Source organism: Oxalobacteraceae bacterium OTU3CAMAD1 (genome assembly GCA_024123915.1).
Classification (GTDB): domain Bacteria; phylum Pseudomonadota; class Gammaproteobacteria; order Burkholderiales; family Burkholderiaceae_D; genus Rugamonas.
Window position 1 is genome coordinate 1,148,043 of record CP099650.1, and the last position, 13,492, is coordinate 1,161,534.

General features: G+C 65.1%; 12 protein-coding genes. 7 read left to right on the plus strand and 5 right to left on the minus strand.

The window, feature by feature from the left end:
• Positions 1–103: 103 nt before the first annotated feature.
• A complete protein-coding gene (queC, locus tag NHH88_04865; protein USX15133.1) occupies positions 104–811 on the plus strand; it encodes a 7-cyano-7-deazaguanine synthase QueC in 708 nt (235 codons plus the stop codon).
• An 18-nt stretch (positions 812–829) separates the two neighbouring features.
• Here the strand turns inward: queC and NHH88_04870 are convergent, their stop codons facing one another.
• A complete protein-coding gene (locus tag NHH88_04870) occupies positions 830–1,117 on the minus strand; it encodes a DUF1330 domain-containing protein (GenBank protein USX15134.1) in 288 nt (95 codons plus the stop codon).
• A gap of 277 nt (positions 1,118–1,394) precedes the next feature.
• On the opposite strand from NHH88_04870, the gene NHH88_04875 reads away from it, so the two are divergent.
• Positions 1,395–4,442, plus strand: coding sequence for a CHASE domain-containing protein (locus NHH88_04875; protein ID USX15135.1), 3,048 nt, complete (start codon positions 1,395–1,397; stop codon positions 4,440–4,442).
• A gap of 147 nt (positions 4,443–4,589) precedes the next feature.
• Here NHH88_04875 and NHH88_04880 read toward each other — a convergent pair whose 3' ends face one another.
• Complete coding sequence (locus NHH88_04880; protein USX15136.1) at positions 4,590–5,000, minus strand: hypothetical protein; 411 nt, start codon at positions 4,998–5,000, stop codon at positions 4,590–4,592.
• A gap of 700 nt (positions 5,001–5,700) precedes the next feature.
• Here NHH88_04880 and NHH88_04885 point away from each other — a divergent pair.
• The 5 genes from NHH88_04885 to NHH88_04905 all read left to right on the plus strand — a co-directional run bounded on the left by NHH88_04885 (position 5,701) and on the right by NHH88_04905 (position 10,462).
• Positions 5,701–6,201: a hypothetical protein gene (locus NHH88_04885; GenBank protein ID USX15137.1), complete on the plus strand. Its 501-nt coding sequence runs from the start codon at positions 5,701–5,703 to the stop codon at positions 6,199–6,201.
• 109 nt (positions 6,202–6,310) lie between these two features.
• A complete protein-coding gene (locus NHH88_04890; GenBank protein USX15138.1) occupies positions 6,311–8,254 on the plus strand; it encodes a GAF domain-containing protein in 1,944 nt (647 codons plus the stop codon).
• A 10-nt stretch (positions 8,255–8,264) separates the two neighbouring features.
• Complete coding sequence (locus NHH88_04895) at positions 8,265–8,759, plus strand: nuclear transport factor 2 family protein (protein USX15139.1); 495 nt, start codon at positions 8,265–8,267, stop codon at positions 8,757–8,759.
• A 111-nt stretch (positions 8,760–8,870) separates the two neighbouring features.
• Positions 8,871–10,061: a cytochrome P450 gene (locus NHH88_04900; GenBank protein USX15140.1), complete on the plus strand. Its 1,191-nt coding sequence runs from the start codon at positions 8,871–8,873 to the stop codon at positions 10,059–10,061.
• Entirely contained in the window at positions 10,058–10,462 is a 405-nt protein-coding gene (locus NHH88_04905; protein USX15141.1) for an antibiotic biosynthesis monooxygenase, read from the plus strand. The genes NHH88_04900 and NHH88_04905 overlap by 4 nt, the downstream gene beginning before the upstream one ends.
• Here NHH88_04905 and NHH88_04910 read toward each other — a convergent pair.
• Genes NHH88_04910 through NHH88_04920 form a run of 3 tightly spaced genes read right to left on the minus strand, consistent with a single transcriptional unit; the run spans position 10,459 to position 13,181 of the window.
• Positions 10,459–11,553 carry a S41 family peptidase gene (locus NHH88_04910; GenBank protein ID USX15142.1) on the minus strand — a complete coding sequence of 365 codons (1,095 nt, stop codon included), beginning with the start codon at positions 11,551–11,553 and terminating at the stop codon, positions 10,459–10,461. The genes NHH88_04905 and NHH88_04910 overlap by 4 nt on opposite strands.
• 18 nt (positions 11,554–11,571) lie before the next feature.
• Positions 11,572–12,324 carry a LytTR family DNA-binding domain-containing protein gene (locus NHH88_04915; GenBank protein ID USX15143.1) on the minus strand — a complete coding sequence of 251 codons (753 nt, stop codon included), beginning with the start codon at positions 12,322–12,324 and terminating at the stop codon, positions 11,572–11,574.
• On the minus strand, positions 12,321–13,181 hold the full coding sequence (locus NHH88_04920; GenBank protein USX15144.1) for a histidine kinase: 861 nt from the start codon (positions 13,179–13,181) through the stop codon (positions 12,321–12,323). The genes NHH88_04915 and NHH88_04920 overlap by 4 nt, the downstream gene beginning before the upstream one ends.
• Positions 13,182–13,492 lie beyond the last annotated feature (311 nt).

Genomic DNA, 13,492 nt, shown 5'->3' on the forward strand with positions numbered 1-13,492 from the left:
GTAACATGAGACTCCATCAGGGTGTGCGCTATGCGCCATGTTACCGGATTGCCCTTAAAGATGGCGTACATATAACATCGTGTCACCCCTGAAAGAAAATGTCATGTTGCCTACCGATTCCGCTCTGGTGCTTTTTAGCGGTGGACAAGATTCCACCACCTGCCTGGCCTGGGCGTTGAAACATTACGCCCGCGTCGAAACCATCGGTTTCGACTATGGCCAGCGGCACGCCGTGGAGCTCACCGTCCGTCCCGACGTCATCGCGCGCCTGCGCGCCCAGAACCCCGAGTGGGACGCCAAACTGGGCGAAGACCACATGATCGACCTGTCGCTGATCTCCAGGATTTCGCAGACGGCGATGACCCACGATATCGCCATCGAAACCCAAGCCAACGGCCTGCCCAACACCTTCGTCCCGGGCCGCAACCTGCTGTTCATGACGGTGGCCGCCACCGTGGCCTACCGGCGCGGCCTGACGGTGCTGGTCGGCGGCATGTGCGAGACCGATTTCTCCGGCTATCCCGACTGCCGCGACGACACCATGAAGGCGCTGCAGGTGGCGCTCAACCTCGGCATGGACACCCGCATCAAGCTGGAGACGCCGCTGATGTGGCGCGACAAGCGCCAGACCTGGGAGCTGGCGCAAGAGCTGGGCGGCCAGTCGCTGGTCGACCTGATCCGCGACGGCACCCACACCTGCTACCTCGGCGAGCGCGGCGCGCTGCACGACTGGGGCTACGGCTGCGGCACCTGCCCGGCGTGCGAGCTGCGCGCGCGCGGGTATCGGCAGTTCGCCGGCGCCGAAGGGTAAAACCGGCCCGCTTTGGGGTTACACCCCGTTCACCAGCGCCAAATCGAAATTGGCGCCGCTGCTGCGCAGCTTCCTGAGCGGGATGTGCTCGGGGTCGTCGTTCCAGTCCTTGGCATGCTGCTCGGAAGGGAACTCGATCAGCACCGCGATGCCGGGAAACACCGGCTGGCCCTCCAAGGTCTGTGTCGGCGCCTTGGCCAATATCTTGCCGCCGTGTTTTTGGATCAGCGCCGGCATCCGGGTGCCATATTCCTGTTGCCAGTCCGTGTTGTGCAGCGTTAAAGAACCGATCGCGTATGCAGCCATGGTGGTACTCCTCAGTGCCTGGTCGACAAACCCGCGCCGGCCCCGTGGCCGCCGCGCTTGTCGCGCCATCATTATTGAGTGAAAACCATCTTGGTATAAACGATTTTATGGTTTTTTCACCACTAAACACGTGTTATGAATCGGCACAGCGCTTTGATTGTCATTTTGGGCTGGACCCTGTTAGGATAAGGACGAGTTCGTTAGCGGATGCAACTTAGCCAGGGACATATCCTTGATGTCGTACTTATACCAGTTGCAGGTCACGGGTTAACCGGACATGGCCGATATCCAGGCACAGCTGCGCCGGGTGGTGCAGGCCCTGTTGTCGCAGCGCGTGCTGCCGGCGCTGGTGCTGGCCGGCAGCCTCGGGGTCACCGCCGTGCTGTGGCACGGCGCGCGCGCCGATGCCGAGCAGGAGGCCCAGGCCGACTTCGACGGCCGCGTGCGCGAACTGGTCAACCAGCTCGACCAGCGCATGCAAACCTATGTGCAGGTGCTGTACGGCGTCCAGGGACTGTTCTACAGCTCGCTCGACGTCGACCGCGCCGAATTCCACACCTATCTGGCTGGGCAGGAGCTGGGCGGCCATTTCCCCGGCGTGCAGGCGATCGGCTACATCCGCCTGATCGGCGCCGACCAGCGCGAGGCGCACGAGGCGCTCGTGCGCCGCATCGACTACCCGCACTACCGCCTGGTCCCGCCGGGCGCGCGCCCGTGGTACGCGCCCACCGTGTACATGGAACCTTTCAATGAAAGCAACCGCCGCGCGATCGGCTTCGACTCCGCTTCCGATCCGGTGCGCCGCGCCGCGCTGGAGCAGGCGCGCGATTCCGGTCTGCCGGCGATGACCGGCCGCGTCGGCCTGGTGCAGGACCACGGCAAGCCGCCGCAGGCCGGCTTTCTGATCATGCTGCCCTTGTATAGCGCCGGCCAGCCGGTGCGCAGCTGGAGCGAGCGCCGCGCCGCCATCAAGGGCTGGGTGTTCGCGCCGTTCCGGGTCGGCGATCTGATGGCCGGGCTGGGCAACGCCCGCACCGCCGCGCTGGACGTGGAAATCTACGACGGCGACCGCGTGACGCCGGAGGCGCGCATGTACGACAGCGCGCCGGCCGCCAGCGCCACCTTGCGCTCGAGCGTGCAGCAGATGGCCATCGCCGGCCATCGCTGGACCTTGCGCATCTCGCTGCTGCCGGGGAAGTCGGCGCGCGTGGACCGGGCGACGAGAATCGCCGGCTTCGGCGTGCCGATCGGCGCCCTGGCCGCGTGGGTCGCGTGGATGCTGACGCGGGCGCGGGTGCGCGCGCACCGGGCGTTGGCCCGCAGCCGCATCCTGGCCGGGGAGCTCAAGGACGGCCAGGCGGCGCTGATGGTGCTGGCCGACAGCGCCCAGAGCAGCCAGGCGATGTTGCGCAGCATTCTGGATTCGACCATCGACGGGATCCTGGTCGACAACCTGAAGGGCTCGGTGCTCAATTCGAACCGGCGCTTCCGCGAACTGTGGAACGTGCCCGAATGCCTCGACTGGCAAAGCGACGGCGCCGTGCTGATGCAGCACATGCGCGAGCAGCTGTATCATCCGGACGGCGGCCTGCGGCTCGACGACGCGCAGCAAATGCTGCTGCCGGGCGTGCAGCGCGGCCTGCCGGTGGAGGCACAGCACGAGCTGCTGCGCCTGAAGGACGGGCGGGTGATCGAACAGCACACGCGCGGCCTGCGGCTGGGCAGCGAGCCGGCGCGCATCTGGTCGTTCCGCGACATCACCGAGCGCACCCACACCGAGCGGCGCGAAAAAACCCGGCGCCACGTGCTCGAACTGCTGGCCACCGGCGCGCCGCTGCACACCATCCTCGAGAGCGTGGTCAAGGGCGTCGAGACCGACAACGAGGACTTGATGTGCTGCGTGCTGCTGCTCGACGAGCCGGGCGAGCACCTGCTGGTGACCGCCGCGCCGAGCCTGCCGGCCTTCTTCATCGCCGCCGTGCACGGCATGTCGGTGCACGCGCTGCACAGCGCCTGCGGCGAGTCGGTGCGCACGCGCGGGCGCGTGATCATCGAGGATATCCGCAACGCGCCGTCGTGGATGGAGCACCGCGACCTGGCCGTGCAGGCGCGGCTCGGGTCGTGCTGGTCCGATCCGATCTTCGGCGCCGGCGGCAACGTGCTGGGCAGCTTCGCCGTGTTCCACCCGGAGGCGCGCCTGCCCAGCATCGCCAACATCGCGCTGATCGAACAGGCCGCGCGGCTGGCCGGCATCGCCGTCGAGCAGGCACAGGCGGCCGAGGCGGTGCGCGCCGGCGAGGCGCGCTTCCGCAGCCTGTACGACCACGCGCCGGTGGCGCTGTGGGAGCAGGACTGGTCGGCCGTGCGCGCCGCGCTGGCCGAGCTGGCGCAGTGTGGCGTCGATGACATGGAGCGCTACCTGAGCGCCAATCCGAGCCAGGTGCGGCGGCTGGCGTCGCTGGTGCGCATCCTCGACGTCAACGCCTCGGCGCTGCGGCAGATCGGCGTCGAGCCGTGCCGCAAGGACATGTCGCTGATCACCCTGGCGCAGAACTTCGACGCCGAGGCCATGCCCGGCTTCGCGCGCGCGGTGACGGCGCTGGTGCGCGGCGAGCGCTTCTTCTCGTGCGAGGGCAGCTTCGAGCGGCTCGACGGCGTCACCCGCCTCAACGAGCTGACCTTGCTGGTGATGCCGGGCCACACGGACAGCCTGGACTTCGTCATCGTCTCGACCTTGGACACCACCGAAAAGCGCCGTATGCACGACGAGCTGCGGGTGCTGGCGACCACCGATTTCCTGACCGGACTGCCGAACCGGCGCGAGTTCATGAACCGGCTGGCCGAGGAGCAGGAGCGGCTGCAGCGCGACATCGGCGCCTGCACGGCGGTGCTGTTGCTGGATCTGGACCACTTCAAGCGCATCAACGATGAGTACGGCCACGCGGCCGGGGACGCCGTGCTGCGCCAGTTGAGCGAGTTGATGCGGCAGGATCAGCGCAAGATCGATATGCGCGGGCGCATCGGCGGCGAGGAGTTCGCGATCCTGCTGCCGGGGGCGACGCTGGGCAAGGCGGCGGTGTTCGCGGACCGCCTGCGCCAGCGCATCGCCGATACGCCGATGTGCCTGGGCGATGGCTTGCAGTTGACGGTGACGGTCAGCATCGGGATCGCGGTCATGGGCGGCAAGCAGCCGGGCGGGGATGCGGCCTTGGTGCGGGCCGATCAGGCGTTGTACACGGCCAAGCGTGGCGGGCGTAACCGGGTGGTGCTGATCGATGTCGAGGCGGATCGGCCGGGAGTTCAGGTCCCGGCCGCTTCCGGTTGAAAGGGGTAAAGCGGAGCTGCAAAGTCACTGGGCAACGGTGTTACGTAGGGCGGATTAGCGTAGCGTAATCGGCCATATATGAGCCGCCGACGGAGCGTGGCGGATTACGGCGTGCCGCCTAATCCGCCCTACGTGTCTCCGTGTGACTCAGACCGCGTGTTCCATCGTGGCGCGCAGGCGCTGCTTGCGGGAGCGGCTGGTGAAGTACCAGTACAGGCCGATCGGGATCAGCAGCGGCAGCAGCAGGGGCGAGATCGCCGCCGCCAGAAGCACGCCCGCCAGCACCAGCGCGCTGACCATGACGATGCCGACCCCGGCGAACACCAGGCCGACGAACACCGCCGCGCAGGTCATCGCCAGCGCCGCGATCAGCAGGCCGCCGGCGCCCAGCACGATGCCGAGCAAGGCGCCGAACGGACCGCCCACTTCATCGCCATCGAGGTTGACGGTCATGCCGTCGCCGAAGACCGCCTGGCACACCGACACCGCCAGCAGCAGGACGAAGAGGCCGAGTACGATTTTTTTGGTTTTGCTGGTTTTGCCGAGTTTGCTGTCCATGATCGATCCCTTGGTTGTTTGTTGTTCGTTTGCCGTTTTGCTTTGGCATGGTCGAACTGTATCGGCGCGCGCCTTTGCCGGCCATCGGATTGCGACAGACCGGCGGATTTGCGGGATGGAATGACGCCGGGTGGCGACGAGCGGAATGGGTGAGCGATGTGCAGCCGAGGTGGAAACCGCTGGTACTCGGGAACAAAACACTGATTGTTCCTTGATTTAAAGATATCCCCGCCTATACTGATAACCTGACTTGCGCAGGGAGGGTTTTACCATGGCATGGCTTGCAATAAGCGAGGGTCAATCGCTACCTTCGATACTCAATCGGACCACGCGCCAACGCAGCGCACGGCAACGCTCCGGCGGAGGCCCGAAAGGTCCGCCATCGGCACCGCCGACCATACCGCCTATCATCATCACACCGTTCAGCTATCACAAGCCCGATCCGGCGATCGATCCGCGCGTCACGCCGCCCAAGCCGCCGATCGCGCCGCCGCACCGGCCTTGCATGTCTTGCATGGCCGTTTGCTGAACCGTTTCTGACGTCATCGACCGCGCGACCAGCGTCCGGCGCCGCCCCGTTCGAGGGCGGCGCCGGCATGTCGACGCGGCAGATCGCTCATCGATATCGAGTTGCTATTGTTGTTCGGGTGCTGTCCGCTTATGATTCCACCCCGACCCCAATTCAACACGAGCCCCAAGCATGAGCAACGACTACCCAGACGATTTCGACGAACAGCCCGACGACGCCCCGATCCAGGAGGCGCGCGTGTGGCAAGGCAATGGCTGGACCGCGCGCGTGATCAAGAACGACGACGACGAGGGCTGGGCCGTGGCGATGATCAAGGACGGCGAGCCGGAGCCGGCGCTGGTCGGTCCCTGGACCATGGGCCGCGACAAGAAAAACCCCAAGCCGCTCGACGTCAACGCCTTCAACACACTGGTCAAGACCGCCAACGAGGTGATCCGCCGCCACGAGCAGCAATTGCACGCCCAGCTGCACAAGAACGTGTTCGTCAGCACCGACGACGGCCAGGTCAAGGTCGCGCTCGACATCGTGCCGGACGAGGACGACGCCTACGCCACCCTGACCGCGTTCGACCCCTACGGCGAGCAGATCGCCCAGGTGCGCGTGCCGCCGACTTTCAAGTTGAGCGTGACGAGCGCGGAGGCGTGGATCGAAAAAGGCTACAAAAAGCCCTGATCGCCCATAAACGACGGCCAGAGCGTTGCTTTCTGCGACAAGCGCTGGCCTCTTGGCGCATTGACCTGATAGTATTTCCTATGTGCATCAATCCCACTTAGGAAATTCGATGGAAAGTCGTCTTACCCGTCTCGAAGCCGTTCAGACAATGTTGCTCGAAATCGGACAGAAATCGAGCACCTGCACCGATATCAGCGAGTTCTTGCAATCCGTGCACGCGGCGCTGGGCCGCATCATGTACGCGGCCAACTTCTTCGTCGCGCTGAGCGACCACGACGGACCGGCCAACCAGGTGCGCTTCGTCTATTACGTCGACGAGGTCGACGAGCCGCCCGATCCCGGCGAGTTGAGCGAACTGGTGGCCGGCAAGTCGCCCACGGCGGCGGTGATCCTCAGCGGCAAGCCGCTGGTCATGACGGCGGCCGAACACGTCGCCAGGCTCGAGGCCGACGCCGGCTTCGGCATCGGCACCATCGCCGAGCACTGGATGGGCTGCCCGCTGCTGGACCAGAACCACCAGGTGCTGGGCGCGATCGTGATTCAAAGCTACGACAAGCAACACACCTTCAGCCAGGAGGACCAGGCGCTGTTCTCCTTGATCGCCAACCACGTCTCGAGCGCGCTGCGCGGCCTGCAAAGCATGGACCGGCTGGAACGCGCGGTGCAGGAGCGCACCGCGCTGCTGGCGCACGAGGTGGCCGAGCGGCGCCGCGCCGAGAGCATCCAGCGCGCGCTGTACGAGCTGGCCAACCTGTCGGCGACGACCACCGGCGGCAATGCGCTCAACACGCGGCTGCATGAAATCATCAGCGAGCTGGTGCCGGCGCAGAACTTCCTGATCGCGATCTATCATCCGGACACCGAGGAAGTCAGCATTCCGTATTTTGTCGATGAAAAGGACGACCAGGCGCCGGTCAAGCGCTTCGATTTCGGCATCGGCATGTCGTCGTATATTTTGCGGTGCAAGCAGGCGGCGCTGCTCGACAAGGCCGGCCTGAACGCGCTGGTGGCCGCCGGCGAGATCGCCCGGCCGCTGGGCAACGTCGAGATCGCCAGCTGGATGGGCGCGCCAATGCTGCTGGGCGACCAGGCCTATGGCGTGATCATCGTGCAGAGCTACGACGCCGCCGTCACCTACAGCCAGGGCGACCTGGACATCCTGGCCTTCATGGCCAGCCACGTCGCGGTGGCGATCGCGCGCATGCAGGCCGAGCGCGAGATTCGCCGCGCCAAGGACGCGCTCGAAGAGCAGAACGCGGCGCTGGAGAGCGCGCTGACGTCGCTCAAGGACGCGCAAGGCGAGCTGGTAAGGCAGGAGAAGCTGGCCTCGCTAGGGCGCCTGGTGGCCGGCGTGGCGCACGAGATCAACACCCCGCTGGGCATCTGCGTGACGGCCACCAGCCATCTGGTGGAGGAGCTCAAGCTCACGCGCGAGGACATGGCGGCGGGCGTGCTCGACGAGGACGGCCTGAACCAGTTCTTCGACATCATCGACCAGTCGCTGCGCATCATGACGACCAACACGCAGCGGGCGGCGGCGCTGGTGCGCAGCTTCAAGCAGGTGGCGGTGGACCAGTCGTCCGACGATATCCGCAGCTTCAACCTGCGCAAGTATCTCGACGAGGTGCTGCTGTCGCTGCAGCCCAAGCTCAAGGGCAAGCCGATCGCCATCGAGATCGATTGCGAGGAGCGCATCGAGATGGCCAGCTTCCCCGGCGCGGTGTCGCAGATCGTCACCAACATGGTGATGAACTCGCTGGTGCACGGCTACGAGGAGGGGCAGTCGGGCAAGATCAAAATCACCGGCAAGCTCGATGGCGATTTCGTCGTCTTCGAATACAGCGACGACGGCGTCGGCATGGACACGGGCACCCTGGCACAGTTGTTCGATCCGTTCTTCACCACCAAGCGCGGCTCGGGCGGCAGCGGCCTGGGCGCGCATATCCTGTTCAACCTGGTGACGGGCGCGCTGGGCGGCACCGTCAAAGTGGCCAGCGCGCCGGGCATGGGCTTGCACTACAAGCTGCGCTTCCCCAAGATCAAACGCAAATAAGGAGCCGGAAATGATGGGTTTACGTTCGATTCTTTTGGCATCGATATTCTTTGCGGCGCAGGCGCATGCCGTGGCCGCCGAGCCGAAACCGGCCGACGCGGAGGCGGCCGTCCGGCAAGCCGACGACGCTTACTGGGCCGCCTACAACCGCGCCGACCCGGTCGCCATGAACGCGTTCCTGGCCGACGATGTCGAGTTCTACCATGACCGTGGCGGCAGCTTGATCGGCAAGAAACTGCTGGCGGCCGCCAACAACGGCATGGCCACCAGCGAACACAAACTGCGCCGCGAAGTGATTCCCGGCACCGTGAAATTTTTCCCGATGCGCAAGGACGACGTCGTCTACGGCTATCTGTCGACCGGCGAACACCAGTTCATCGTCCTGCCCAAGGACAAGCCGGAGTTCCTGGCCGGCCGCGCGCTATTCACGCAACTGTGGGTATTGCAGGGTAAGGAGTGGAAAGTCTCGCGCATCTTCAGCTACGAGCACGCGGACGCCAAATAACGTAGCACGGTGGCGACGATTCGGCGCGGAGCGAAGTGTCCGCCGCCGGCAATCCCTAAGATGGGCGTTCCAGGGCGGCATTCGCGCTGCCCTCGTTATCAGAAAACGCCCATGCACCCCTCCAACGCCGTTGCCGCCGCCAGTCATTCCGATCCCTATCCTTATTACCGCCAATTGCTGGCGGGTCCTCCGCTGTATTTCGACGCCGGGTTGCGACTGTGGATCGCCAGCAGGGCCGAAGTCATCCAAGAGGTATTCGACAATCCGCATTGTCTGGTGCGGCCTGCCGCCGAGCCTGTTCCCCGGGCCATCGTCGGTTGCGACGCGCGGGCCATCTTCGCAAGTTTGATACGCATGAACGACGGCGCCGCGCATGCCGGCCCCAAGCGCGCCATTGGACAGGCGCTGGCCGGGGTGGACCTTGCCGTCGTTACCGAGAAAACCCGCCGTTTGGCGGCCCTGCTGGAGGAGCGGCATGTTCCCGCCGATGGCGCCGCCCTCACGCGCTGGCTGTTCGACCTGCCCACCTGTGTCGTGGCCGATCTGCTCGGCGTTGGCCATGCGGAACTGGCGCCGGTGGCGCGGTGGGTGGCGGAGTTCGTGCGCTGTTTGTCGCCGTTGTCGACGCCGGAACAACTGGCCGGGGCGGAGACCGCCGCGCGGTCGTTGAATCGACGCTTCGCCGAGCTGGTGCGATCGGGTTCGGCGGTGCCGGGCACACTGCTGGGCGAGGTATGCCGGCACGCTGCCGAGATCGGCTGGGATGAGCGGGAGGCGATTATCGCCAATCTTGTTGGTCTGTTGTCGCAAACCCATGAAGCTACCGCCGGGCTGATCGGGAATTGTGTCGTGGTTTTGCTTAGTCAGCCCGGATTGGAGCGGCGCCTGCGCGCCGAGCCGGGACTGGCGGCGGCGGTGGTGCGGGAGGTGGCGCGTTTCGATCCTCCGGTGCAAAACACGCGGCGGTTCGTGGCGCAGGCGACCAGCGTGGCGGGCGTGACCTTACAGCCGGGTGACGTTGTCTTGCTGTCGTTGGCCGCCGCCGGACGCGATGAGCGAGTACATGCGCAGCCGGATGTGTTTATGCTGGAGCGGGAGAGTCGCCCATTGCCTGGCTTCGGACATGGGCGTCATGCTTGTCCGGGGCAGAGTTTGGCCTTGGCTATCGCTACGGCGGCCCTTCAATATTTGTTGGCGCGGCCGGTAGCGCTCGGGCCGGCGGGATTTGGCTGGGACTATCGGCCGTCGGCCAATGCGCGCTTGCCGGAGTTTTTTAATGCAGGTTCGGAGGGGTGGTCATGATTGCCGTCATTTTTGAGGTTGTGCCGCATAGCCACGCGCGGCAGCAGTATCTGGCGCTGGCGGCGGATCTGGCGCCGCTGCTGGCCGGGATCGATGGCTTTGTGTCCATTGAACGCTTTCAGAGTTTGAGCCAGCCCGACAAGATTCTGTCGTTGTCGTTCTGGCGGGATGAGGAGTCGGTGCGGCTGTGGCGCAATACCGAGGAGCATCGCGCCGCGCAATCGCAGGGCAGGGCGGGGGTGTTTGCCGACTATCGGCTGCGCATCGCGGGCGTGATACGTGATTATGGGTTGGTGGAGCGCGCGCAGGCCCCGCTGGATAGTCGTGCTGCGCACAAAGAAAAAATCGCCTCGGAAACCGTCGTTCACGACGGCTCGAAGATGGCAAGGCCGATCGATTAACGCTTGCCCGCGAGGGTATAGACCGGCTTCTCGGTTTCTCCCTTCTCCACCATGACGAGAAGGCGTTGCAGTTCCGTTCGCTCGTCGCCCTCCTTTGCGGATGCCACCAGGTTGCGCAGGATGGCGATATGCGCCGCCTGCAGCGCTTGCGCTGCGGGCACGGCGACGTCCGGTTTCACGCCGACACGCTCCCAGTTGGTTTTAGTGACGAAATTGATCATGCGCGACGTCGGGATCGAGACCGCGATGTCGTATCCCAAGCTGTACCAGGTCATGGGATTGGAAGCGCCGATGGTGGTTTCGCCGACCAGGGTGCCACGCTTGAGCACCTGGAAGTTATAGGCGAAGTCCTCGGCGGCGGAACCCGTCCGGGCCGAGGTCAGCACATATACCGGCTTGTCGTAACGCGGCGAGAACGTCGGCACCGTCCAGATCTGCTGCGTCGTGTCGGTCGGGCGATCGTAGATATCGATCAGGTGGTGCGGTTGGCCCGCCGGGAGGAAGTGACTCATCAGATACGCCACGCTGGCCGAGTGGCCGCCGCCGTTGCGGCGCAGGTCGACGATCAGCGCATCCGTGCCCGCTAAAAGCGACATCGCCGCCGCGTAAGCCGCGCCGACCGATTCCACGCCGGCAAAGCGGCGCAACTCGATGTAACCGACGTTGCCGGGAAGGCGTTCGATCTTCTCGATGTCATAGCCGCGCCGCGCGGCCGCGTTACGCCATTCGTCTAGCTTGGCGCGGCTTGGAGGCTCCTCGGTAGCGCTGGGCTCACTGAAGCCCTCGTAACGCCCGACAATGAAATGCAGGTCGCCGCTCAATTCGCGCAAGTCCTTCTTCAGCGCCGCGCTGAACGCCGTTGCGCCGGCGGCGGCCGCATAGCCTCCTTCGGCATTTTTCCTGATGATCGCACTGCCGATCTGTTCGGCCCGCGTTGGATCGATGTAATTCGCGTTCATTTTCGCCGCCAGCGTTTGCACGATCGCGGCGCGATCGGACGCGCTCAACGCGGTGTCCTGCGCGGCCAAGGCGGACAACGACCACAGCGCGCCCAAGACGACCGCTGAAACAAGCTTCTTGCTACCTAACATACATTTCTCCAGGATGGACTACGAATCGTTTTTTGCGTTGAGGTATTGCAGCGCCTCCGTCAACGCCGGCATGTAGGAGCGGCTGGCGCGCAGCACACTGCCGTCGCGCAGGCGCAGCATGGCGTCGCGGTTGGTCAGCGAACGCAGTTCGGCGATCATGTCGAGCCGTACGATGGACGAGCGGTGCACGCGGTGGAACTGACGCGGATCGAGCTGCATGGCCAGGTTCTGCAGGCGTTCCCGCACCAGCCAGGTCTTGCCGTTCGCATGCAGGCAGGCATAATCGCCGTCGGCCTCGATGCGCTCGACGTCGGCCACCGGCACCAGCACCGTGCGCGATCCCACACGCACGCTGAAGCTGCAAATTGCCGTTGCCGCCGGTGCTGCGGCGCGACTTTGGCGGCGGTAGGGGAAGGCCTGCTGCGCGCGCTCCAGGGCTTCGTCGAAGCGCTCGTCATCGACCGGCTTGAGCAGGTAATCGAGGACGGCCAGTTCGAACGCTTGCAGGGCGAAGCCTTCGTAGGCGGTGAGCAGGATCGTCATCGGCCGCTGCGCCGGCGGCAGTGCGGCCAGCACGTCGAGTCCGCTCTTGCCCGGCATCTCGACGTCGACGAACGCCAGGTCGGGCTTCAGTGCCACAATCCCTTGGTAAGCGCTGTCGCCGTCAGCGAATTCTCCCACCAGCTCAAAGGCGCCGCGCTGCGCCAGCCTGACCTTGACCGCCAGCCTGGCCAGCGGTTCGTCGTCGACGATCACCACCCTGATGTTCACGCCGCCGCCTCGATGCCGCGCAGCGGCATGGAAATCCGCACATGGAAGCGGCCGTCCGGACGCCAGCCTGCATCCACCGCTTGCTCGGCGCCGTATAGGTGGCGCAGACGTTCCCGGACGTTGGCCAGGCCGATGCTGCTCCCCTTTTGCGCCGACGGCTGGCCGTCGTTCTGCACGCCGATGAGCAGGCGCGTGCCGACGCGCTCGACCAGAATATCGAGCTGGCCGGGCACGGCCAGCGGCGCGATGCCGTGGCGGATCGCATTCTCGACCAGCGGCTGCAGCATGAGGTAAGGCACGACGCTGTCCAGAAGGTCGGGGCCGCTTTTCATCGTCAGGCGCAGGCGCTCGCCGAGTCGCGCTTTTTCGATGGAGAGGTAGGCGTCGAGCAGGGCCAGTTCATCGGCCAGCGTATGCTCGTGGCTGCCATCATGGGCCAGCGTGGCGCGCAGGAAGTCGGCCAGGCACGCGAGCATGCGGTTGGCCTCCCGGTTGGACTGGGCCGACACCAGCGCCGAGATCGCGTTAAGCGAGTTGAACAGGAAGTGCGGATTGACCTGCAGGCGCAGCGCGCGCAACTCGGCGTCGCGGGCCGCGCTTTGCGCCTGGGCCAGATGCAGCCGGACCTGTTGCAGCGACAAGTAATAGGCCGCCACCGCATGGACCGCGCAGAACGCGATCAGCGCCAGCCAGCAGCTATCCAGGCCCCGTGCCAGATATTTCCATTGGTAGCCCGTCTCCCGTCCGATCGCGATCCCAAAGCTTTGTCCCAGAAAGGCGTTCGTCATTGCCATGGCATAGGTGGTCGCCAGCAATATCGATCCCATGCGCAGCCAGGACCAATCGCGACGCCACATGGCCCGCTGAAGCAGCGTCAGCGGAATAAGCCATAGCAGGCAGGCGACCAGGAACAGCGTACGAAAGGCTACGATATAGTGGTCACTGACGGCGGGTAGGCCTAGTATGACCATGCAGGCTGATACCGGCAGTGCGGCCAGCATGGGAACGAGCAAAGGGGTTTCGACTTTCACGCGAGGTTTCCAAAAATGCAATTTCGCAATTGTAGCGTTTCAATCACCCAACGAATAGAAAGCAATACACGCATGGAAGGCCCGGAAGTAGGAAGCCTTGACCTTAGGTGATGGCCTGGCGTCGGTCGAGTCAAATG

Excerpts from the sequence above, each read along its gene's own strand:
- queC (USX15133.1), top strand. The coding sequence starts at position 104 with ATGTTGCCTACCGATTCCGCTCTGGTGCTTTTTAGCGGTGGACAAGAT.
- NHH88_04870 (USX15134.1), bottom strand. The coding sequence starts at position 1,117 with ATGGCTGCATACGCGATCGGTTCTTTAACGCTGCACAACACGGACTGG.
- NHH88_04875 (USX15135.1), top strand. The coding sequence starts at position 1,395 with ATGGCCGATATCCAGGCACAGCTGCGCCGGGTGGTGCAGGCCCTGTTG.
- NHH88_04880 (USX15136.1), bottom strand. The coding sequence starts at position 5,000 with ATGGACAGCAAACTCGGCAAAACCAGCAAAACCAAAAAAATCGTACTC.
- NHH88_04885 (USX15137.1), top strand. The coding sequence starts at position 5,701 with ATGAGCAACGACTACCCAGACGATTTCGACGAACAGCCCGACGACGCC.
- NHH88_04890 (USX15138.1), top strand. The coding sequence starts at position 6,311 with ATGGAAAGTCGTCTTACCCGTCTCGAAGCCGTTCAGACAATGTTGCTC.
- NHH88_04895 (USX15139.1), top strand. The coding sequence starts at position 8,265 with ATGATGGGTTTACGTTCGATTCTTTTGGCATCGATATTCTTTGCGGCG.
- NHH88_04900 (USX15140.1), top strand. The coding sequence starts at position 8,871 with ATGCACCCCTCCAACGCCGTTGCCGCCGCCAGTCATTCCGATCCCTAT.
- NHH88_04905 (USX15141.1), top strand. The coding sequence starts at position 10,058 with ATGATTGCCGTCATTTTTGAGGTTGTGCCGCATAGCCACGCGCGGCAG.
- NHH88_04910 (USX15142.1), bottom strand. The coding sequence starts at position 11,553 with ATGTTAGGTAGCAAGAAGCTTGTTTCAGCGGTCGTCTTGGGCGCGCTG.
- NHH88_04920 (USX15144.1), bottom strand. The coding sequence starts at position 13,181 with ATGTGGCGTCGCGATTGGTCCTGGCTGCGCATGGGATCGATATTGCTG.